The organism is Thalassotalea psychrophila, from assembly GCF_031583595.1.
GTDB classification, from domain to species: domain Bacteria; phylum Pseudomonadota; class Gammaproteobacteria; order Enterobacterales; family Alteromonadaceae; genus Thalassotalea_A; species Thalassotalea_A psychrophila.
The window spans coordinates 3,817,287-3,839,819 of sequence record NZ_CP134145.1; the positions used below are offsets into that span (position 1 = coordinate 3,817,287).

21 protein-coding genes and 1 tRNA gene are annotated in these 22,533 nt (G+C 38.1%); 7 read left to right on the plus strand and 15 right to left on the minus strand.

All coding sequences use genetic code 11. The features are described from left to right. Positions 1–19: 19 nt before the first annotated feature. Complete coding sequence (locus RGQ13_RS15800) at positions 20–238, plus strand: formate dehydrogenase subunit delta (protein ID WP_348390706.1); 219 nt, start codon at positions 20–22, stop codon at positions 236–238. 124 nt (positions 239–362) lie between these two features. On the opposite strand, the gene RGQ13_RS15805 is transcribed toward RGQ13_RS15800, so the two are convergent. The 10 genes from RGQ13_RS15805 to ndk all read right to left on the minus strand — a co-directional run bounded on the left by RGQ13_RS15805 (position 363) and on the right by ndk (position 11,047). Next, a tRNA-Leu gene (locus RGQ13_RS15805) sits at positions 363–447 on the minus strand. A gap of 349 nt (positions 448–796) precedes the next feature. Further along, entirely contained in the window at positions 797–2,260 is a 1,464-nt protein-coding gene (gene der / locus RGQ13_RS15810) for a ribosome biogenesis GTPase Der (RefSeq protein WP_348390707.1), read from the minus strand. A 140-nt stretch (positions 2,261–2,400) separates the two neighbouring features. Then, entirely contained in the window at positions 2,401–3,618 is a 1,218-nt protein-coding gene (gene bamB, locus RGQ13_RS15815; protein WP_348390708.1) for an outer membrane protein assembly factor BamB, read from the minus strand. Positions 3,619–3,629: 11 nt separating this feature from the next. Next, positions 3,630–4,262 (minus strand): YfgM family protein, encoded by a 633-nt coding sequence (locus RGQ13_RS15820; RefSeq protein ID WP_348390709.1) that lies wholly within the window; start codon positions 4,260–4,262, stop codon positions 3,630–3,632. A 10-nt stretch (positions 4,263–4,272) separates the two neighbouring features. Further along, positions 4,273–5,547 (minus strand): histidine--tRNA ligase, encoded by a 1,275-nt coding sequence (gene hisS, locus RGQ13_RS15825; RefSeq protein ID WP_348393418.1) that lies wholly within the window; start codon positions 5,545–5,547, stop codon positions 4,273–4,275. 136 nt (positions 5,548–5,683) lie between these two features. Next, positions 5,684–6,799, minus strand: coding sequence for a flavodoxin-dependent (E)-4-hydroxy-3-methylbut-2-enyl-diphosphate synthase (gene ispG, locus RGQ13_RS15830; RefSeq protein WP_348390710.1), 1,116 nt, complete (start codon positions 6,797–6,799; stop codon positions 5,684–5,686). Positions 6,800–6,876: 77 nt separating this feature from the next. Further along, a complete protein-coding gene (locus RGQ13_RS15835; RefSeq protein WP_348390711.1) occupies positions 6,877–7,809 on the minus strand; it encodes a RodZ domain-containing protein in 933 nt (310 codons plus the stop codon). Between the two features lie 11 nt (positions 7,810–7,820). Next, on the minus strand, positions 7,821–9,188 hold the full coding sequence (pilW, locus tag RGQ13_RS15840) for a type IV pilus biogenesis/stability protein PilW (protein WP_348390712.1): 1,368 nt from the start codon (positions 9,186–9,188) through the stop codon (positions 7,821–7,823). A 77-nt stretch (positions 9,189–9,265) separates the two neighbouring features. Beyond that, positions 9,266–10,393 carry a bifunctional tRNA (adenosine(37)-C2)-methyltransferase TrmG/ribosomal RNA large subunit methyltransferase RlmN gene (locus tag RGQ13_RS15845; RefSeq protein ID WP_348390713.1) on the minus strand — a complete coding sequence of 376 codons (1,128 nt, stop codon included), beginning with the start codon at positions 10,391–10,393 and terminating at the stop codon, positions 9,266–9,268. Positions 10,394–10,615: 222 nt separating this feature from the next. Further along, the gene (gene ndk, locus RGQ13_RS15850) at positions 10,616–11,047 is read right to left on the minus strand and encodes a nucleoside-diphosphate kinase (RefSeq protein ID WP_348390714.1); all 432 of its coding nucleotides are present in this window, start codon (positions 11,045–11,047) and stop codon (positions 10,616–10,618) included. 305 nt (positions 11,048–11,352) lie between these two features. Here ndk and RGQ13_RS15855 point away from each other — a divergent pair, with 305 nt between their 5' ends. Next, positions 11,353–11,946 carry a hypothetical protein gene (locus tag RGQ13_RS15855; protein ID WP_348390715.1) on the plus strand — a complete coding sequence of 198 codons (594 nt, stop codon included), beginning with the start codon at positions 11,353–11,355 and terminating at the stop codon, positions 11,944–11,946. Positions 11,947–12,078: 132 nt separating this feature from the next. On the opposite strand, the gene RGQ13_RS15860 is transcribed toward RGQ13_RS15855, so the two are convergent. Then, positions 12,079–13,344 (minus strand): dicarboxylate/amino acid:cation symporter, encoded by a 1,266-nt coding sequence (locus RGQ13_RS15860; RefSeq protein WP_348393419.1) that lies wholly within the window; start codon positions 13,342–13,344, stop codon positions 12,079–12,081. 413 nt (positions 13,345–13,757) lie between these two features. Here RGQ13_RS15860 and gltS point away from each other — a divergent pair, with 413 nt between their 5' ends. Further along, positions 13,758–14,981, plus strand: coding sequence for a sodium/glutamate symporter (gene gltS / locus RGQ13_RS15865; RefSeq protein WP_348390716.1), 1,224 nt, complete (start codon positions 13,758–13,760; stop codon positions 14,979–14,981). A gap of 178 nt (positions 14,982–15,159) precedes the next feature. Here gltS and RGQ13_RS15870 read toward each other — a convergent pair whose 3' ends face one another. Further along, positions 15,160–15,732 carry a glutathione S-transferase family protein gene (locus tag RGQ13_RS15870; protein WP_348390717.1) on the minus strand — a complete coding sequence of 191 codons (573 nt, stop codon included), beginning with the start codon at positions 15,730–15,732 and terminating at the stop codon, positions 15,160–15,162. Between the two features lie 109 nt (positions 15,733–15,841). Here RGQ13_RS15870 and RGQ13_RS15875 point away from each other — a divergent pair, with 109 nt between their 5' ends. After that, positions 15,842–16,285, plus strand: coding sequence for a TipAS antibiotic-recognition domain-containing protein (locus RGQ13_RS15875; protein ID WP_348390718.1), 444 nt, complete (start codon positions 15,842–15,844; stop codon positions 16,283–16,285). Between the two features lie 125 nt (positions 16,286–16,410). Further along, positions 16,411–16,554, plus strand: a complete 144-nt coding sequence (locus tag RGQ13_RS15880; RefSeq protein ID WP_348390719.1) for a CCGSCS motif protein — start codon at positions 16,411–16,413, stop codon at positions 16,552–16,554. A 123-nt stretch (positions 16,555–16,677) separates the two neighbouring features. Here RGQ13_RS15880 and guaA read toward each other — a convergent pair whose 3' ends face one another. Beyond that, positions 16,678–18,255 (minus strand): glutamine-hydrolyzing GMP synthase, encoded by a 1,578-nt coding sequence (guaA, locus tag RGQ13_RS15885; protein ID WP_348390720.1) that lies wholly within the window; start codon positions 18,253–18,255, stop codon positions 16,678–16,680. A gap of 196 nt (positions 18,256–18,451) precedes the next feature. Beyond that, the gene (guaB, locus tag RGQ13_RS15890; protein WP_348390721.1) at positions 18,452–19,921 is read right to left on the minus strand and encodes an IMP dehydrogenase; all 1,470 of its coding nucleotides are present in this window, start codon (positions 19,919–19,921) and stop codon (positions 18,452–18,454) included. A 145-nt stretch (positions 19,922–20,066) separates the two neighbouring features. Here guaB and xseA point away from each other — a divergent pair, with 145 nt between their 5' ends. Next, positions 20,067–21,419, plus strand: a complete 1,353-nt coding sequence (gene xseA / locus RGQ13_RS15895) for an exodeoxyribonuclease VII large subunit (RefSeq protein ID WP_348390722.1) — start codon at positions 20,067–20,069, stop codon at positions 21,417–21,419. On the opposite strand, the gene RGQ13_RS15900 is transcribed toward xseA, so the two are convergent. Next, complete coding sequence (locus RGQ13_RS15900; protein ID WP_348390723.1) at positions 21,416–21,880, minus strand: methyltransferase family protein; 465 nt, start codon at positions 21,878–21,880, stop codon at positions 21,416–21,418. The genes xseA and RGQ13_RS15900 overlap by 4 nt on opposite strands. Before the next feature lie 134 nt (positions 21,881–22,014). Here RGQ13_RS15900 and RGQ13_RS15905 point away from each other — a divergent pair, with 134 nt between their 5' ends. Continuing rightward, complete coding sequence (locus tag RGQ13_RS15905; protein WP_348390724.1) at positions 22,015–22,512, plus strand: RDD family protein; 498 nt, start codon at positions 22,015–22,017, stop codon at positions 22,510–22,512. Positions 22,513–22,533: the final 21 nt, after the last annotated feature.

Sequence of the window (22,533 nt, forward strand, 5' to 3'; positions counted from 1 at the left end):
AATTCAGAGAAGTATATTCATGACCATTAGACTAAATAGCATTATCAAAATGTGTAATCAAATATCCGACAATATTGGCCATCATCTAACGCCAATACAAGCGGCAGATAAAGTAGTAAATCACTTAACGCTATTTTGGGCTAAATCAATGAAAGCCCAATTGATACAGTACTACCAAAATGATGGCGCAGAGCTTAATGATATTTCAAAGTTGGCTGTGGAAAAATTGAGTCAATAAACATGTAGGGGTAGTTTTGCGAATTTAAAGGATATAGACAAACTGTAATTAAATTTCAGGCACAAAAAAACCAGCTATTAGCTGGTTTATTGTGTTCTTAATTTTATATACAGAAATTAAGAAATGGTACCGGTGGGCGGACTCGAACCGCCACGCATTGCTGCAACGGATTTTGAATCCGTCGTGTATACCAATTTCACCACACCGGCATCAAATGCCAACTAAGTTAGTTGATGCTTGGCATTATAGGTTACTTAGGTGAACTCGCAAGCGTTTTCTTTGTGTTGTTGTTCATCTGCTTATGTTTTATACAAATAAAAGGTTTGCATGAATAAAAACATCTTTGCGATCTCTTTTACATTTGGGTAACAGCGTTAATTTTTAGTTAGTGTATTATTAATAACAGTTAACTTTTATAGTTTTCTTCCCTGAAATGCTATTTTTATGCCACCTCCTTAGGTGGCATTTTTTTTGCCTGTTGTTTATGGATTCCAACCACTTTTTATAGCCTAGATCAGAAAGGCGACTGTTATAGTCGCCTTTATAATATTAATCAATTTACCTTTTCTTAGCTTTTGCTTCGTCGCTCCAGCCTTGAGTTTCACGTTCTTTTTTCTTACGTTCGGTATAAGTTAATTTACGTTTACCAGCAAACGGATTAGCCGTTCCTCTGAATTCAACTTTGATAGGTGTTCCCATAATTTTAAGAGATTTACGGAAATAGTTAATTAAGTAACGTTTATAAGATTGCGGTAAGCTGTCTACTAGGTTGCCGTGAATAACAATTAATGGCGGGTTATAACCACCTGCATGAGCATATTTCAACTTAACTCTGTTACCACGTACTAAAGGTGGTTGATGATCAAACGCAGCCATCTCTACGATTTTGGTCAGCATAGCTGTAGAAGTACGCTTAGTCGCTGAATCAAATGCTTCTTCAACTGATTCAAACAAGTTACCTACGCCGGTACCATGTAATGCCGAGATAAAGTGTATACGAGCGAAGTCGATAAACCCTAAACGGCGATCAAGCTCTGATTTAACTCGGTCTTTAATATCTGTGTCTAGGCCATCCCACTTATTAATAACAAGTACTAATGAGCGACCTGATTCTAGAACAAAGCCTAGCAGGCTTAAATCTTGATCGGTAATACCATCGCGAGCATCAATAAGCAGCATTACTACATTTGAGTCTTGAATAGCTTGCAAGGTTTTAATAACCGAGAATTTCTCGACGGCGTCAGTCATATTTTTACGACGACGTACTCCGGCGGTGTCAATTAAGGTATATTCACGATCTCCACGTTCCATAGGGATGTATACACTATCGCGCGTTGTACCAGGCATGTCATAAACTACAACACGTTCTTCACCTAATATACGGTTGGTTAAAGTTGATTTACCTACGTTAGGTTTACCAATAATCGCTAATTTTATTTTGTCGTCTTGTTGAGTTTCTTCTGAATCATCAAATTCTTCGCCTTCGGCTAAGTTGATAATTTTGGTTTCTTCAGTTTGAGTAGAAAACTCTTCAATATATGGTGCTAACGCTAAATTAATTAATTGAGTAACACCGCGATTATGCGCAGCAGCAATTGGGTGTACTTGACCTAAGCCAATATCGTAAAATTCAGCAACCGCAGAATCTGCATCAACGCCATCAATTTTATTGGCTACCAAGAATACTTTTTTGCTTTGTTTACGTAAATGCTCACTAATAGCGATATCAGCAGATGTAGAGCCCGTACGAGCATCTACCATGAACAACACTGCATCAGCTTCTTCTATGGCTAATAACGATTGCTCAGCCATTTTTGCATCAATGCCTTGCTCATTACCTTCAATACCACCAGTATCAATAACAATGAACGGCAAGCCTTCAACGTTCGCTTGGCCATATTGTCGATCACGGGTTAAACCAGGGTAATCGGCAACTAACGCATCACGTGTGCGAGTTAAGCGGTTAAATAATGTTGATTTACCAACATTGGGACGCCCTACTAGGGCTACAACAGGAAGCATGGCTACCTCAAAAAAATTGACTACTGAGTATCAAAAACTCAATAAAAATAAACAAACGACGGCCCCACATAAAATGTGGGGCCGTCCATAATTTTAGCAAATTGTCAGAAAGACGACAGATTAATTATCGTTTTCTTATTTTACTCGGCACTTGCCTTAATAATTTCTGGTGTTTTAATCACTTCTAAATCACCATCGCGGCTTTGTACATATAACAATCCTTCATGCACGATAGGCGTTACATAAATACCGCTTGAATCAACTTGATGACGGGCAACGATTGTGCCATCAGCTTTATCGATCCAATGTAAATATCCTTCAAAATCACCAATCACCACATAATCGCCAACGCTTACTGCGCCAGTAGTACCGCGATTGGTAAGAGCTAAATTACTCCATAACTCCATACCAGAATTACGATTGATCGCGTATAAATGACCTTGAATATCAGTGGCAAAGATTTGGTTACCTGAAATTGATAACTTACGGAAAGACGAATACTTACGCTTCCATACTTCACGACCACTGCGCAGGTCAATTGCAGCTAAATTGCCATTTGATGAAATTGCAAAAACTTTATCACCGAAAATAACAGGTGTTACATCTACATCTACAATCCGCTGTAATTCAGTCGAGCCACTTGGTTCACCTATTTCTTTAGTCCAACCTTGCTGGCCATTTTCAATTATATAAACACCAACTTCGCCTGAAGCTAAACCAACAAATATTCCACCAGAGTTAATGGTTACACCACTTACACCACGTAATGATAAAGGCGGAACAGATTGCTCTGCTTTCCACACTTCTTCACCTGTGGTTACATCTAACGCCACTAAAGCGCCAGAAGCTGTATTAATGATAACTAAGTTGCTATCAAACTCAGGCTTAGAAATAACTTCACCAGGAACTTTAGCTTGCCACTCTAGCTCACCAGTTTCTGCATTTATGGCGAAGACCTCACCATTTTCACTGCCCCAAACTACTTTGTCATAACCTGTAGACGCACCACCGGCAATACGAGCAGATTCGCGATCATCGAAGAAGCCACGTTCGTCATTAACGTCACTTAAATCTATAGACCAAAGTTCGTCACCAGTCTCTAAGTCAAGCGCGTATGCATCGCCCAATCTATCGGCGACAAACACTTTTCCATAAGCGATTGCAGGAGATAAACGTGAAAAATAATGCTCAACACCATCACCTATGCTTTCATCCCAAATAACTTCAGGTTCAAAAAGTTCTTCAATTTCAGTTAATTCAGCAAATGCCGGTAACTCTTCTTCATCATCAGATGAACAAGCGACTAAAGCACCAGAAAATAATAAAGCAGTTAAAATTCGTTTGTTAAAAAATGTCACAAAACTCTCCATTAACCGGCTACATTAACAGCTAAATCATCCAATTTAATTTGTAATGTTGGATTAGCTTGTAAACCACCAGCATCGGCTGCTGCTTGATAAGCTGCACGAGCAAGTTCGCTGTTACCCTGTTTAAGGTAAGTGTCACCTTTAATTTCTTCAATACTTGCTTTAAAAGTTTCAGGCATTGTTTGTGCTAAAGTAGCTAAGGCATTATCGAACGCTTCAAGTTGTACTTGTACACGAGCTAAACGTAGGTATGCAATTGCTTTAATGTTTTCATTTGCAGCAAGTTCAGCGGCTTTCTTTAACTGAGTTTCTGCGCTAGTAAAGTCTTTATGCTCAACAGCATCTTTAGCTAGAGCAAATGCAGCAAAAGCTGAGAATGCGGTAGATGAATTAGCATCAATAAATGCTTGGGTATTTAATCTAAAATCAGCTTCTTCACTTTCAAAAGCTTGCATAGTTTGTTGGTACTGGTAAGAAGCAACTTGTTGAGCTTCTATAACGCTGTCTTGATAGTAGTTCCAACCAATAAAGCCACCTAGGCCAATGACTAAACCAGCAATTAATGAATTACCATTTTCTTTCCAATAACCTTTAATCGCTTCTACTTGTTGCTCTTCAGTTTGATACGTTTCCACTGTTCTACCCTTAAATTAATTCTTCTAATAACTGTGCGACATTTGCAAATGGCACCGTTTGTTGTTCTTTACTTTCACGCAGATACTTAATCGTAGCTTGTTGCTGCTCTATTTCAGAATCACCTAAAATAATCGCAACCAACGCACCTGATTTATCTGCACGTTTCATTTGTTTATTAAATTTACCACCGCCACAATGACTTTGAATGCGGATGCTAGGCACCTCATCACGCCATTGCTCGGCCAATGTTACTCCAGCAAGTTCGGCACTTTCGCCAACCATAGCTACATATACATCTGTAGTTGCTCGAATATTATCTAATTTATCTAATTCAGTAAGCATTAATACTAAGCGCTCGATACCCATAGCAAAACCGACTCCAGGAGTTGCTTTACCGCCTAACTGCTCTACTAAACCATCGTAACGACCGCCAGCACAAACAGTACCCTGTGCGCCTAAGCTATCAGTTACCCATTCAAACACTGTACGGTTATAGTAGTCTAAACCACGAACTAATCGTTCATTGATATTATATTTAATACCTGCAGCATCTAAACGTTGGCATAAATTAGCAAAGTGTACAGTAGATTCCTCATCTAAGTATTGTGACAACTTAGGGGCATCAACTAACAAGGCTTGCACATCTTTATTTTTACTATCTAACACACGTAGCGGGTTTGCGTGCATGCGACGTTTAGAATCATCATCTAGCTTATCTTCATGCATAGTTAAAAACTCAACTAATGCATCACGATAGTCTGCTCGTGCTTGATTTGATCCTAACGAGTTCAACTCTAGTGTGACAAAATCTTCGATGCCAAGTTCCCGCCAAAGTCGAGCACTTAACATAATAACTTCTGCATCGATATCTGGCGTTGCAATACCAAAGCTTTCAATACCAAACTGATGGAACTGTCGGTAACGGCCTTTTTGCGGACGTTCGTGACGGAACATTGGCCCCATATACCACAATCTCTGCTCTTGATTATAAAGCAAACCATGCTGGTTACCAGCACGCACACAACTTGCAGTACCTTCAGGGCGTAAGGTCAAGCTGTCGCCATTTCTGTCGTCAAAAGTGTACATTTCTTTTTCAACAATATCGGTTACTTCACCAATACCACGTTTAAAAAGGCTGGTTGATTCAACAACCGGCATACGAATTTCTGCATAACCATAATTACCGGCAACGCGACGCATTGCATCTTCTACCATTTGCCATTTATTGGTTTCACCGGGTAAACAGTCATTCATACCACGAATTGCTTGGATCGCTTTACTCACTTTTGATGTTCTCATCAGTTATGCCAACCGTATTTAAACCATTGGCAATTTATTAAATTAAAGGCGGCATTATAGGGTAAAAGTGCTCATTCTTACAACACATAACGCTATTAATACTGCTAAGCCTGTTTCCTCTTTACAGTTCTTTAACGTCTATTTTATTATTTGTGTCTAAAAGGCTGGCACGAGCTCGAATTTTTTTCTCAAGCGTATCAACAATATTGTCATTATCAATACGTTCTCGTTGACGTTCACCGTCTAGATAAAAGCCACTTTTACGGGCACTACCAGTTAAACCGATATCTGAAACAGTTGCTTCACCTGGACCATTAACTACACAACCAATAATAGACACGTCCATAGGAGTGATTAAATCTTCTAATCGCTCCTCTAAAGCATTAACTGTTGAGATAACATCAAATTCTTGACGTGAACAACTTGGACAAGCAATAAAGTTGATGCCGCGGCTGCGTAGTCGTAACGACTTTAATATATCGAAGCCAACTTTAATTTCTTCAACCGGATCTGCTGCTAATGAAACACGTAACGTGTCGCCAATACCTTCGGCTAATAACATGCCCATGCCTACAGATGATTTAACTGCTCCAGAGCGGAAACCACCAGCTTCGGTAATGCCTAAATGTAATGGGTTGTTTATTTGCTTAGCTAGTAAACGATATGCCCCAACAGCTAAAAATACATCTGAAGCTTTAACACTTACTTTAAATTGATCAAAATTAAGCCTATCAAGAATATCAACATGCCTAAGTGCTGATTCTAATAGCGCTTCAGGGTTAGGCTCTTTGTATTTTTCTTGTAGGTCCTTTTCTAAAGAACCACCATTTACACCAATTCTAATTGGAATATTTTTGTCGCGAGCTGCTTCAACAACTGAGCGAATTCGATTTTCGTTACCAATATTGCCTGGGTTAATACGTAAACAATCAACGCCATATTCAGCCACTTTTAAGGCAATACGATAATCAAAATGAATATCAGCAACCAAAGGGACTTTAACTTGCTGTTTAATTAATTTAAATGCCTCTGCGGCATCCATAGTTGGGACGCTCACCCGAACGATATCAGCACCAACATTTTCTAATGCGCGAATTTGCGCAACTGTGGCATCTACATCTGTGGTTAAGGTGTTGGTCATCGACTGCACAGTAATTGGTGCATCACCACCTACAGGTACATTTCCCACCATTATCTGCGTGGACTTACGACGTTTTATTGGGGTTTCACTAAACATAATTACTCAATAATTTGGCCAGTTTTACTTGACCTAATTTCATCTATTTATAACTCAGGTTTTGTCAAAAGCTTTAACTATGACTTGGGCCAAGTGAACTTGGCTATTTGACCTTGCTGAAATTGGCTCATATCAATAGCAACTTCATTATAATCTATTGACACCAATTCTGGTTTACCTAATGTAATTGAAAAAGGTGCTTTGCCATTCAGGGTCATAATATAATCAGCTTTTTTAATGCCCCAAGCTAAACGCTCACCATTGGCATCAAAGATATTTACCCAACAATCGCCTGAAAATTGAAACACTAGTCGCTCTAGTTGAACCATTTCTTCTACAAGGGGTTCTGGCTCTACAACTGTATTTATTTTATTTGCTTCAACAGCTGCGGTGTCTGGGTTATTAGCTATGTGTTGCTCAAAAGCTTTATCAGCTGGCTCTTCTTCAATATTTTCAGCTAACTCTTCAACAACAGGTTCTATGGCAGAACTGCTCTCTTCTGTAGTCATATCTGCTGTTGATATTGGTTCTAAAATAGAAGCCGGTTGACTTTGCTCTGTATTACTTAAGGCCGGTGTGGCTTCTTTTAACTTAGATTCTTGCCACCACCAAACAATAAATAATGCTACTAAGGAAAAGCCAATTGCATAAATGATCATCATTAAACGATTGTTTTCAGCTTTTTTACGGGTGCTTTGCGAGAAGCTTTTCATCTCATCGCCTTGCTTTTCAGCTACCGCTAACATTTCATAACTGGCAATAATATCAGTTTGACTTACACCAACAAATTTTGCGTAGTTTTTTAAATAACCACGTAAAAATGTTGCCGGCATATTAGTGTCAAATTGTTCGTTTTCAAAATCTGTAATTAGTGCAAGGCGCAGGTTTAAATGCTCAGCAACTTCAGCTTCTGATAGCCCTAATGCAATTCGAGCATCTTTTAACATCTGGCCTGGTCCTATAACAACAATATCATCACTGATATCAATAGGTTCTTGATTGTCGCTCATATTCAGTCTAATTATGGTTTCGTTAATCTAAGTACTTGGCCAACATTGATGCTCTCTTTTGTAAGATCATTCCAACGACGAATAGTACTAATGGTTATGTTATATTTCACTGATATTTGATATAAATTTTCGCCCTTTTGTACGGTATGTACGGGGTTATCTAAATCAGCAATACTAATACTTTTCTGTGCTGGAGCAGGTGTTTGAGCTTTAGTTGCGGTATTAACCTTTGGCTTAGCACTTGCCACCACAGTTTTAACTGGCATTGATTTAACCGGCACTGTTTTAGGTGTATTATTTACCTGTTTAGAAGCGGGTTGTGAATGCCCTGTTTTTGGCTTCATCTGAGTATCAATTTGGCTATTCTTAGCAATACTCTGACCTGTTTGTTGAGCAATAGTTGCATCATCAACTAACTTTTCATTAGAAAAGTTAATGACAGGTTCTTTTTGCTTAAAACCATCCGATTTGATTTGATTTGGTTTTGCTTTAGTCAGCACCACCACAGGTTTTTTATTGATCTTAACACCAGAATTAATTAGCTTGTATTTTCGGTATTTAAGCGCTAAATCATCAGCTTCAATTTGCACCAACTCATTATCTAAATATGCTTTAGCTTGGCTTGAATCAGGGAACATTTTAAGCAGCATTGTTGCGTAGTTATTCGATACGTCTTCGTTACCTAATTTTTTCTGTACTTTAAAAGCTAGAGCTATTGCTTGTGGAGTAAATCGTCTGGTTGCTAATTCAAATCGACTTAAGTAATTAGCACTTTTTTCATAACTGCCTTTTGCATATTGCAATTGCGCCATTTGCATTAAACTTGATGGACTATTCGGACTATGGGCAATACTGCGCTTTAAGGCATGTTCAGCTTTTGTATATTGTTCAACTTTTAAATGACAAAGGGCAATGTTTTCATAACTTTCTGAAACACGAATATAGGTTGGTACTTCAATCGCTTTCAAAAAATATTTTTCTGCCTCGTCTACGCGGTTTTGACGGCATAAGAATACGCCAAAATTATTTAATGTGTCGGCATCTCCATCTTCTATAGACAAAGCTTGTAAATATGAATCTTCAGTTTTTTCAAACTCGCCAACGCTTTCATAATAATGAGCAAAAGCGGTATAAACATCGACAAGGTTTGGAGAATACTGCTTGGCTTTTTCTAAGTTAAACTTAGCTTGTGCGGTATTACCCATCCTTAAATAGCCTAATGCTAAAGAAATACGAGTTCGGGCAATTTGATCATCACTAAAATCTCGTTCAACAACAGGTTTATCTTCAGAAAAGTTCTGGGTAACGCAAGCACTCAGCCCTGCAAGGGCTATAAAAATGAATGTTATCTTTCCTGTATATTGTACTAATTTTCGCATACGGTAACTCACTGGTGTATTTGTTATTGTTATAAAGCGGGTGACACTTAAATCAGTGTACCCTGCTATTAAACCTATTACACCATTTTCACTGAAATTTCGTCAGCTTGCAGCTGTTTTTTAACGCTGCGTTTAGTTCTATCAAATACATCACCTGCCAATTGACCACAAGCAGCGTCAATATCCTCACCCCTAGGGCGACGAGTTATTACTGTAAGGCCATAACTTTGTAGAACTTTATCGAACCTGTCGATACGAGAATTGCTCGGTCTTGAGTAAGGAGAGCCTGGATATGGATTAAATGGAATTAGATTAATCTTACTTGGCGTACCTTCTAGTACTTTTGCTAGTTCATGTGCTTGCTCAGTTGAATCATTTATGTGATCTAACATCACGTATTCAACAGTCACTTGTTTATTCGCTTTTGAACCATCAATATAGTTACGACTGGCTGCCAGAAAATCTTCTAACGGGTACTTTTTATTGATTGGTACCAATACATCACGTAATGCGTTGTCTGGTGCATGAACAGAAATAGCTAAGGCACAATCAATTTTTTCTTTCAACATTGCTAATGCAGGCACAACACCTGACGTGCTTACCGTTACACGGCGTTTTGATAAGCCATAACCTAAATCATTTAAAAACGTATCTAATGATGGAATAAGGTTTTTCATATTAAGTAATGGTTCGCCCATCCCCATCATTACAATGTTGGTAATAGGTCGAGTGCCGGCTATACGGGTAGCACCAATGTCGTTAGCTACACGCCATACCTGGCCGATAATTTCAGAGACATTTAAGTTACGGTTAAACCCTTGTGTGGCCGTAGCGCAGAATGTACATTCCAACGCACAACCCACTTGAGAAGACACGCATAACGTAGCGCGCTCTTTTTCTGGGATCCATACTGTTTCTACTTCTTGGCCACCTTCAAGCAGTAATGCGTACTTGATAGTGCCATCTTCTGAAACTTGTTTTTCTGAAATGGTTGGCGCTTTAATTTCACATATTCGTGCAAGCTTTTGCTTTAATGCTTTATTAAGGTTGGTCATTTGCTCAAAATCTTCATAACCAAAATGGTAAATCCATTTCATCACTTGGTCGGCACGAAAGGCTTTTTCGCCAATAGACTCGAAAAACTCGCGCATCATCTGATGATCAAAATTTAATAAGTTAACCTTTTTTACAGCATTGTCGGTCATGTAAATCTCTTCACTTAATATTTCAAAGGGGGGCGAATTGTACACTTTTCAAGCAAGTGAAACAATTTAGCTTTGTTATGATTTTGTTACAGCCGGTAACATTTAAGTTAACAGCCCTTAAAACAACAAAAGGATTTTACCTTAAACAGTAAAATCCTTTTGTGGAACATGCTGAGGTTGTTAGAACCCCGTTGCTTGCTCCTAGTTCAGTGCTCGTTTAAATTAACGAGTACGTGAACAAACTTCTTCGTCAGAAAAGAAGTAAGCAATTTCACGTGCAGCAGATTCTAAAGCATCTGAACCGTGACATGCATTTTCGTCGATTGACTCAGCGAAATCGTGACGTAAAGTACCAGCAAGTGCTTCAGCAGGGTTAGTTGCACCCATGATTTCACGGTTTTTAAGAACAGCGTTTTCGCCTTCTAAAACTTGAACCATTACTGGACCAGAAGTCATGAAGTCAACTAAAGCGCCAAAGAAAGGACGCTCAGAGTGTTCTGCGTAGAAACCTTCAGCTTTTTCACGGCTTAAGTGCATCATTTTAGCTGCAACGATCTTAAGACCAGCAGATTCAAAACGGTTGTAGATAGAACCAATTACGTTTTTAGCAACTGCGTCTGGTTTTACGATAGAAAAAGTACGTTCGATAGCCATGATAGCCCTCTATTAATTATGTATATTCAAAAATTGGCGCGATTATAGATTAAATCCACAACAATTACATTAATTAATTTGTTGTGGAATTGTTAACTTATTCGTAATTAAATTTAGTAAATGACAGAATACGATTAAATGCCAATAACATTATATACCCTTGCTTACTCGAGATGCATGTTTCAATTGCTTTTAACTACCACTGATACCTTGCTCTTTGAGGTAAAACCGGCATAGGTAGTAACTTCATACTTTATTAGGCATTATCTACTATAGAATAAAAACAATAATTAGACGTCAATAACATGTACCAACATATTAAGGCCTATAGATCTTCATTGTTATTTATCGGTTCAGTATTCATTTTATGCTCTTGCGCTAAACCGCAAGAGCAACTCCAACATGACAGCCAAATTCAAGTACTAATACCAGATATTGCTCCCTCTGATATTCAACACGAATTGACTGAAATTGAAATAAAAGAAGTTGAATTACCCGATAACAATACAATGCCACTAATCGCACGACACTCAACCAATAACAATATACAACAGGACAACAACGTTGATACTAGTGCTCCGGCTAATTTGGGATTCATTATTAACCAAGAAATATGCCGAGAAAGTATCGTTTCCTACAAAGTGGCCGATGAATCTGGTTACATTAACACTCACAGGACTAAAGCTCAGGCTCAAGCAACAATAATAGAGGTTAATAACAAACAAATAAAACTAATGATCAGTGGATGGTATAGCCGTGATAAAAATTTATATCATTGGCAACCTTATTTAAAGGAGCAACCAATGATGGGCTTAATGAGATTAGATAAGGGAAAAGTCTATTGGGATGATAAGACTAACTGGTACTTGTGCAGCTTTAACGCAGGGGAAATCATCTAGTGGCCGTTTGCATTCCTTTTTTTACAGGATGTAATGTATGCCATTTTCACATGGATGTGATCAAAATGGTCTTCCCTGAAGTAAAAATCCCGACTGATGTCGGGATTTTTTGCTTATACGATTACGAATCGATTAAGCGCGAGCGGCTATAACATCACCTTCAGTAGGTGTTTCAAGTTCACCTTCTGATTTAGCAACAATAGTATTAATAGCAGTGTCACCTACCACGTTAGCCGTAGTACAGAACATGTCACAAATACGGTCAACAGCAGCAACTATTGCTAATGCTTCAATAGGAAGACCAAAAGTGCTTAGACAAATACCGATTGAAACGATACCACCACCAGGAACACCACCGGCACCAATTGATAGTAATAATACAGTAAAAGCAAGAGGTAACATTTGCTCAGCTGACATTGGCATACCGTATGCGTTCGCAACAAACATTGTAGCAATAGTTGTGTAAATTGCAGCACCTGACATATTCATAGTCGCGCCAAGAGGAACACCAAAACCAGCAACTGATTTAGATACACCAATCTTCTCAACTACCGTACGTAACGTAACAGGGATAGTAGCGTTTGAAGACGCACTTGATAATGAAAACATGATTTGTTCACGGATATGCTTGATAAACGTTAGTGGTTTAATACCTGTAGTTAAGTAAACAACTACAGGGTAAACAACCATGAACATAAAGATGAACATTGATACCACAAGGCCAATATAACCAGCTACAGCAAACATTTTACTTGAATCTAAAGTTGCGCCTAAAGAAATCATTAAGAAGAACACACCGTATGGTGCAAGTGACATAACTAAGGTAATTAGCTTCATCATGATTTCATTTGCCATTTTAAAGGTACGAATAGCTGGACCACCACGCTTATCAAGTGCTTGGATTGCAATACCTGTCATGATAGCCATAAAGATAATCTGTAACATATCGCCTTTTGCAAACGCTTCAAATGGGTTTGACGGGATAATGTTAATAACCATTTGCCACATGTTAGGAGTTTCAGTAGCTGCAAGTGTTACAGCTTCTGCGTGCGCACCTAAGTTAACACCAACACCTGGCTGTAACCATGAAACAATTGCAATAGTACCGGCGATCGCAAGAATAGTATTGATGATATAGAAACCAAACGTTTTAGTCCCTAAGCGACCAAAGCTTGATAAATCTTTTAATTCACATATACCACAAGTGATAGAGATGAACACTAACGGTACAACGATTAATTTAATCATTGATACGAACATACCACCTAAACCACCAGCAGCTTCGGTAGTAAATGAAGCCATTGCCCATGACGGAGGAATTACGTATTGAATCATCGAACCGATGATTAAACCAAAAATCAAACCAAGGAAAACCTTAGCTGATAATGAATTTTTTATTGCGTTCATTATTTAACTCTACTTTTATGGATATAATTTGAATGACTCAATCATAATGAATTTAATAAGTATCTCTAGTAATAAAGCCCCTATAAAAACAAATCAAAACACTCTGAACACTCCATTCCAACACAACAAAAACACTAGTTAACACAACAACAAAAAACAGTTACACATCCAAGTAAAACTCATGGAAATTGTAATCCTAAAATGAGCAACATTTAGCCCATTGAACAATTAACAAGCAATAAAATATGACCGTAAAAATGATAAAAAAGACATTATTGCTAAAAAAACTTCCAAAAAGACTCTTTAGCTAAAACTTTGTTCTATAGTTAATGAGACCACTCAGTTAATGAGCTTATCCAACCCATGAACATAAACATAAACGAATATTTTAAAGGTTAATAAATATGAACAATGTCATTGAAGTGGACGCTATTGAATCTCTAATTATTGCTATTTTGGTGTTATTTATAGGCCGTTTCATCAACTACACAGTTAAACCTTTGCAGCGATTCAATTTTCCAGAGCCAATACTAGGCGGTTTAGTTATTGCAATTTTTATCACCTTTCTACACACAAGCGGAACAACGATAAGCTTTAACTTACCTTTGCAAGATACTTTTATGATGTTGTTTTTTTCAACTGTTGGTTTGTCGGCAAGTTTTAAATTGCTTGCCCAAGGCGGCGCAAAGGTATTTATATTTTTAGGCGTTGCCTCTTTATATATTATTGTTCAAAACGGAGTTGGAGTCGGCCTTGCATCCTTACTAGGGCTTGAACCACTAATGGGGTTAATTGCAGGTTCTATTACTTTATCAGGAGGGCACGGTACTGGTGCAGCTTGGGCAGCAACATTTCAGGAAATGTACGGCATTCAAACGTTAGAATTGGCGATGGCTGCAGCAACCTTCGGTTTAGTTATGGGGGGTATAATCGGTGGCCCTGTAGCACAACGAATAATGGATAAGAACGGCTTGGAATCAGAATTTGGTAAAGGTGGTCATCACCATGACACTCATCCTGAGCTGGTTACTTACAATCAATTAGAAGAGGACAAAGTTACCGCTAAGAAAATTACTGAAACATTATTCATACTATTAATATGTGTTGGTGGAGCAAAGTACTTTAAGGGTTTTATTGATTCTTTTGAGATCAAATCTTTGATGATACCCAATTTTGTCTACGCACTGTTTATTGGTGTGATTATCACTAATGTTACTGAATCGACCAAAACCTATAAAATTAATAACGAAACTGTTGATATTCTTGGTACGGTTTCCTTAGCGTTATTTTTATCCATGGCGTTAATGAGCTTAAAACTTTGGGAAATTTTTGACTTAGCCGTTCCACTACTTATTATTTTAGTGTGTCAAACCATTATGCTAGCGTTCTTTGCTTATTTTGTTACCTTTAAGTTTATGGGCAGAAATTATGATGCGGCGGTGATGGCCGGAGGCCATTGTGGTTTTGGTATGGGAGCCACGCCTACTGCGGTGATGAATATGGGGACATTAGTTTCAAGGAATGGACCTTCGCCACAAGCCTTTATGGTTGTTCCAATTGTTGGCGCATTCTTTATCGATATTGCCAACTTAATAATTTTGCAGGGTTATTTAGCCTTTATTGGCTAGTGAAAACTCAAACATTTAATGATTCAAAAATAAAGCGCCCTATAGGCGCTTTTTACTTCAGGGATGAAGGAATGCAAACTGCCATGGACCTCTCCTTAACATCCATGTTATCGCGGCATATACAACTTCCATGTTGAAAACGCTCTTAAGTTTGTAACTTTAAGGTTTATAAACCAAGTTAGTCTCTTGGGTCTGTTTCTATAACTTCTTCACGATTACTATTATTTTTATAAAACTCTAATAATGTAGGGAAAGCGGTAAAATCTACCAGCGGTCTAAAATGTGCCCAATCAATTAAACAATACAAACAAATACTGGGGTAGTGCCATTCATTAAAGTCTCCTGCAACGCACTGTTTTTCTAGTTCGGCAAACACAGTATCGGTTCGTTGGCGTTGCAAGTTAAAAAACATTTTATCTTCGCTAGTATCTATCTCACTACGGCTTAGTAAAAACATCGACACCAACGAGTCACTAATTGAGTCAATTAAGGTTAAGGTATTTTCTTGTTGCCAAGTAATTGGTGTTAATTCAAATTTATCGGTTATATAACGATGTATCACTCTTGAATCAAAGATATTAACGTCATTATCAACTAAAAAAGGTACTTTTAAGGTTGGATTCTTAGCAATTAAGACTTTGCGATCTTCACCTGCAAATATATCCATCACCACAAAATCAACCGGAATACTATGAGTAAACATGCGAATGCGGCGAACGAAAGGAGAAGTAGTTGAACCATACAGAATCATTGTGTGTCCTATTAAAAGTACCAATTTATAATGCTTAGCGCATTACTATAGCTATAGTTAAGGCATTATGGCAACATTGCGCCATAAAAGTATACAACAGGAAAAATACATGAGCGATGTAAATAAAGACGTAAATGATGAAGAATTTGAAAATGCAGAATTAGAACGCCAAGAGCAGTTAGCGCGTGATCGAGTTGGTGACGATAAGGTTGATCAACGACTTGAGCAATTAGCTAACTTAAGTATAGAAGATACCATGGCCCTTAAAGAAAAGGCAGATGCTTTTAATACTCAAATTGCACAAGCTACTACTTTTGCTATCGACTCTGATGAAATGCAAGCAGTAGTACAACACTATCTTGCTTACACCACGTTTGCGTTATCAACTTTGCAAAAAAAATCAGTACTTATTAGCAAAGAAAAATTTAACGCCATGGCAAACAGTATTGCTAATGATGCTGATCAAAAAGCAAATTTTGAGCAGTTCTCTACAGGGTTTTCTAAAACTTTCAGCGATGCAATGCTGCATTACGCGCAGAAAAACCTGAAATAAAGTACAGATCAGATTTAAATGCATGCTTGTTACAAATTAGTACACCCTAATACTTGAGTGTTTTACTCGGGTATTATAAGATAATAACCAAGTAAAACACTCAAGTATTAAAAAGGTAAATTATCATGTCGATTTTAAATGTATTCAAAAGCAAAAAAACAGAAGATAAAATAACTGAAGAGCAAGAGTCAGCAAAAGAAGCAACAACACAAGAAACCAAAAAAGCAAAACATGGTGAAGATGGTGTTTGTTGTGGTGGTTGTCACTAATCGCGATTTAGAAATGTAGGGTCAGAGTAAAGTAAACTAACAAACTTGACTCTGACCCTACTTTAAACAAAAAAGCCAGCTGACGCTGGCTCTTTTATAATAAGTAGAATTTACCTTACTTATTTATTCCCACTCGATAGTTGCTGGTGGTTTACCAGAAATATCGTAAACTACCCGAGAAATGCCATCAATTTCATTAATGATCCGGTTAGAAACTAGGCCTAAGAAGTCGTAAGGTAAATGTGACCAACGCGCTGTCATAAAATCAATGGTTTCAACACAACGTAATGAAACAACCCAATCATATTTACGAGCATCCCCCATAACACCAACTGAACGTACTGGCAAAAATACGGTGAATGCTTGGCTTACTTTTTTGTATAAGTCATGCTTGTGTAATTCTTCAATAAAAATAGCATCGGCACGGCGTAATAAATCAGCATATTCTTTCTTCACTTCACCTAAAATACGAACCCCTAAACCAGGCCCAGGAAACGGATGACGGTAAAGCATGTCGTAAGGTAAACCAAGCTCTAAACCAATTTTACGTACTTCATCTTTGAATAATTCACGCAATGGCTCAACTAACCCCATTTCCATATCGTCAGGTAAACCGCCGACGTTATGGTGAGATTTAATTACATGTGCTTTACCTGTTGCTGATGCTGCAGATTCGATAACGTCAGGGTAAATAGTACCTTGCGCTAACCATTTAGCATTTTTAAGTTTCTTTGACTCTTCATCAAATACTTCAACAAATACGTTACCAATGATCTTACGTTTTGCTTCTGGCTCACTTTCATCGGCTAAACGATCTAAGAATCTATCTTCTGCATTCACATGAACGATTTTTAAGCCAAAGTGATCACCAAACATGTCCATCACTTGTTGACCTTCATCTAAGCGAAGAAGACCATTATCAACAAATACACAGGTAAGCTTATCGCCAATAGCACGCTGTAATAACATCGCTACTACTGAAGAATCAACGCCACCAGATAAACCAAGAATAACTTCATCGTCACCAACCTGCGCTTTCATTTTGGCAATAGCATCTTCAATAATAGAAGCAGACGTCCATAACTTTTCACATTGACAAATATCAACCACAAAGTGCTCTAAAATGCGCAAACCTTGTTTAGTGTGAGTTACTTCTGGGTGAAATTGTACGCCGTAGAATTTCTTATCTTCATTGGCCATTGCTGCATATTTACAGCTTGGCGTTTGTGCAACAGTAATAAAACCTTCAGGGATTGCTGATACTTTATCACCATGACTCATCCATACGTCTAATAACGCATTGCCATTTTCACCAACACTATCTTCAATAGCATTGAATAATGCAGATTTACCAATTACTTCAACCGCAGCATAACCAAACTCTTTATGTTCAGAGCCTTGTACACCACCGCCAAGCTGCTCAGCCATGGTTTGCATACCATAACAAATACCAAGAACGGGTACGCCAGCATTAAATACGTACTCAGGTGCACGGGGTGAATTATCTTCAGTTACAGATTCTGGTCCACCAGCAAGGATAATACCTGTAGGATTAAAGCCTTTAATTTGCTCTTCAGTTACATCCCAAGCCCACAGTTCACAGTAAACACCAATTTCACGAACACGACGAGCAATAAGCTGCGTGTACTGAGAACCAAAATCTAAAATTAGAATTCGATGATCATGAATATCTTGACTCATTAGTCTTTTCTCTTTTTCAATAGAGCATCATTACATTTAAACAATGCTTTTAAAATTAATTATAAACACCCAAATTTTTATATTTAGAGTGAGAATTTTTGTTCTATTTCAGGTTTTAGTGCACGGAGTTTAGTTTACTAAATGAGTACACTAACAACCTGAAATTGGGCAAAAAGGCCGCTATAAATTAAAAATTTTAGCCTAAGCGGTAATTTGGCGCTTCTTTTGTGATTGTTACATCATGTACATGCGACTCGCCCATACCTGCTGCAGTAATTTTCACAAACTGTGGTTTAGTACGCATTTCTTCAATATCAGCTGAACCAGTTAAGCCCATTGCACTGCGAATACCACCAATCTGCTGATGAATAATCGCTGCCATAGGTCCCTTATAAGCCACACGACCTTCAATACCTTCTGGTACTAACTTGTCAGCTTCATCAGATTTTTGGAAGTAACGATCTGATGAACCTTCTTTTTGGTTCATTGCGCCAAGTGAGCCCATACCACGGTATGACTTGTAGTAGCGGCCTTGATAAAGTTCAACTTCACCTGGTGCTTCTTCAGTACCCGCAAGCATTGAGCCAACCATTACACAGTGTGCACCTGCAACTAATGCTTTAGCGATATCACCAGAAAAACGAATACCACCATCGGCAATTACGGGAATATCAGTACCGGCTAAGCCTTTAACCGCTTCAGAGATCGCAGTGATTTGTGGAACACCACAACCAGTTACGATACGAGTAGTACAAATTGAACCAGGGCCAATTCCTACTTTAACTGCATTAACACCAGCGTCCGCTAGTGCTTTTGCACCATCAGCAGTAGCTACGTTACCAGCAACAATTTGTAAATCAGGGAATGCTTGACGAGTTTCTTTTACTCTATCTAAAACACCTTGTGAATGTCCGTGTGACGTATCAATAAGTAAAATATCAACGCCAGCAGCAACTAACGCAGTGATGCGTTCATCGGTACCAGCGCCAACGCCAACAGCAGCACCAACACGTAAACGACCAAGTTCGTCTTTACAGGCGTTAGGTTTACTTTCTGCTTTTTGGTAATCTTTTGCTGTGATCATACCGATAATTTCAAAATCTTCATTAACTACTAAGATTTTTTCTATGCGGTTGGCGTGCATTTTGTTAAGAATTTCTTCACGTTCTGCATTTGCTTTTACCGTAACCAGCTTATCTTTAGGTGTCATTAAATCAGAAACTTTCTTTTCTAAATCTGTTTCAAAACGTAAATCACGTGAGGTAATAATACCAACTAGGTTATTGTCACCGTCAACAACAGGGAAGCCGGAGAACTTTAATTCATCAGCAAGGTAAAATACTTCGCGAATGCTAATATCTGGACTAACTGTAACAGGATCTGTCACAATGCCACTTTCATACTTTTTAACTTGACGAACATTGGCAGCTTGTTCTGCAATGGTCATGTTTTTATGGATAAATCCTAAACCGCCTTCTTGCGCTAAAGCAATAGCTAAACGGGCTTCGGTAACAGTGTCCATAGACGCTGATAAAATAGGCACATTTAATTCAATCTTACTAGTAAGTTTGGTTTTAAGGCTTGCAGTATGGGGTAAAACCGTTGAGTGGGCTGGTACTAATAGTACATCATCAAAGGTTAGGGCTTCTTGGGCTATTCTTAGCATTGCAACATTCTCGCTTATGTGGGAGTCGTACTCCAATAGATAGGAGTAATAATTGCGAATGGATTTTAACCACTTTGCCCGCTTAGGTAAACTTAAATTTTGTAAAAACACGTATTTATTTTAAAAATAGTCATAAAAGCAGCCAATGAACCAATTAGAACAGAGCAAACAGCATATATTACAGGTAAGTGAGCTTACCAAAAAAGTACGTTTTATCTTAGAAAGTGAGCTAAGAACCCTATGGTTATGTGGTGAAATATCTAATTTCATCGCTGCTGGCTCAGGTCATTGGTATTTATCGTTAAAAGATAGTAAAGCACAAGTGCGCTGTGCCATGTTTAAAGGCAATAATCGTTATACTCGAATTAAGCCTAAAAATGGCCAACAAGTATTAGTAAAAGCCAAGGTTTCACTTTATGAGCCTCGTGGTGATTTTCAATTAATCATTGAACAGATGGAAGATGCTGGTGAAGGCTTACTTCGTCAGCAATTTGAGTTATTAAAGAACCAGCTCCAAGGTGAAGGTTTATTTGACCAGCGTTATAAACAGCCTATTCCTGATTTTGTAAAAACCGTTGGCATTGTCACCTCAAGTACAGGTGCCGCGATTAAAGATATTCTTACTGTATTAAAGCGCAGAAACCCAAGTATTGAAATTGTCATCTACCCTACTCTTGTACAAGGTGAATTAGCTGCAGAACAAATCAGTGATGCTATCTACAATGCTAATGAACGCGATGAATGTGATGTATTAATTGTCGGTCGAGGTGGAGGTTCGCTTGAAGATTTATGGGCTTTTAATGAAGAGCCGGTAGTTAGAGCTATTTTCGATTGTGACATCCCAGTGATAAGTGCTGTAGGTCATGAGGTCGACACCAGCCTATCTGATTATGTTGCCGATATGCGTGCACCTACACCTTCTGCAGCGGCGGAATTAGTATCAAGTGATAACCAACAATTAATTACGCAAATAAAGCACTATCGCCAGCGTTTAACTCACTTAATTAAACAAGCAGTGCAAGATCACAAAGCTAACCATCAGTACTTTAATCATCAGTTAGCGCTAACTAGTCCGGTTAAACAATTGCAAAACCAACAACAAAAAGCAGATGATTTAACCATGCGTTTAAACCGAGTAATGAGCGAACAACAAACGCAGATAAACAACCAAGTAGCATTACTACAACAACGATTAGCGAGTGCCAATCCAAAGCAACAAATACAATTAGCGAAGGTGAAACTTAGCGATTTGGCTAGTCGCTTAACCAGATCGCAATTACAAACTAAAGATAACAAGCAACTTCAACTTGCTAAACTTGCCCATAACTTAAACATTGTCAGCCCACTAGCAACCATAGCCAGAGGCTATTCAATTACCAGAGATTCTCAGGGTAAAATTGTGAAGCAGGTTGATAATATTAGTGTCGGAGACACCATCAATACGCAATTATCAAATGGCAAAATTGAGAGTAAAGTTATTAAAATCACTCAAAATTAAAGCCAGCGCCTTACTTGCTGGCAATATTTAATATATGCATCGCCAAAGATCTTAGTTAATGCTCGTTCTTCTGGTTTAATTTGAAAGCGGCTCATAAACCAGATAAAAACAGCAAGCCAAAGAAAGGCAACTAAGCTCTGCATTTTAATTGCCATTGCCAGCAACATTATGGCAAAACCTAAATACATCGGATTTCGAGTAAATTTATAGATACCAAAATTAACCAATTGTGACGCTTTGTTGGGGTTCACCGGATCAACCGTAGTGTTTGCTTTTCTAAAACAATATATCCCTAACAAAATAATCAATGCTGAGATAACAAATAGAACACGGGTTGTGTAATAAACCAGAGCTGGGTCTACCGAAAAGTAGATAATAGGGTTTGGCGAAAAATACATGGCCAACGCCGAAAAAAATACGACTAACACTGGTGGTATTTTTAATTCTAAAAATGAAAGCAACACATGCTCCTTTAACAACTATATTTATTAACAATAATGTACCTAATTGCTTAGATTTTTGGAACTGCATTGTCTTTTTTTACGTAAATGCTACACTTGCGCCATTATAGGTTCAGGTATATTTAGTAGTATTTATGGAAACATTTCCTCGCGCAGGCTTTAGACGCCGTATAGGCTCATACGTTTATGACTTTTTATTATCAATAGCTGTTTATATGTTTTCCGGAGCCATTGCATTCGTAATTTTTGCGCTTTTATTTGCCCAAGGAACTATTGATAATCAAGGCTTTGAGCATGCCATAGATTTAAAAAACAACTCTGTATTATATGAATTTTTAATTACAGGTTGGGGCTTTTTCTGGGTTGGTTTTTTCTTTGTTTTCTTTTGGGCAAAAAGCGGGCAAACAATTGGCATGCGTGCCTGGCGTTTACGAGTTCAAAATGTTGATGGTAGTAAAATATCGAAGAAAACCGGCGTTAAGCGCTTGTTGTTTACCTTGTTAGGTTTAGGTAATTTGGCAGTGATTTTTGATCGTAAAAATAAGTTATCACTACAAGACAGGTTTACCAACACCGAAGTTGTAGTGCTTAGTTTAGAAGCCAACAAAGCACGTACTGGAGAGTTAAAGTAGTATTATAATTTGGCTGAACAC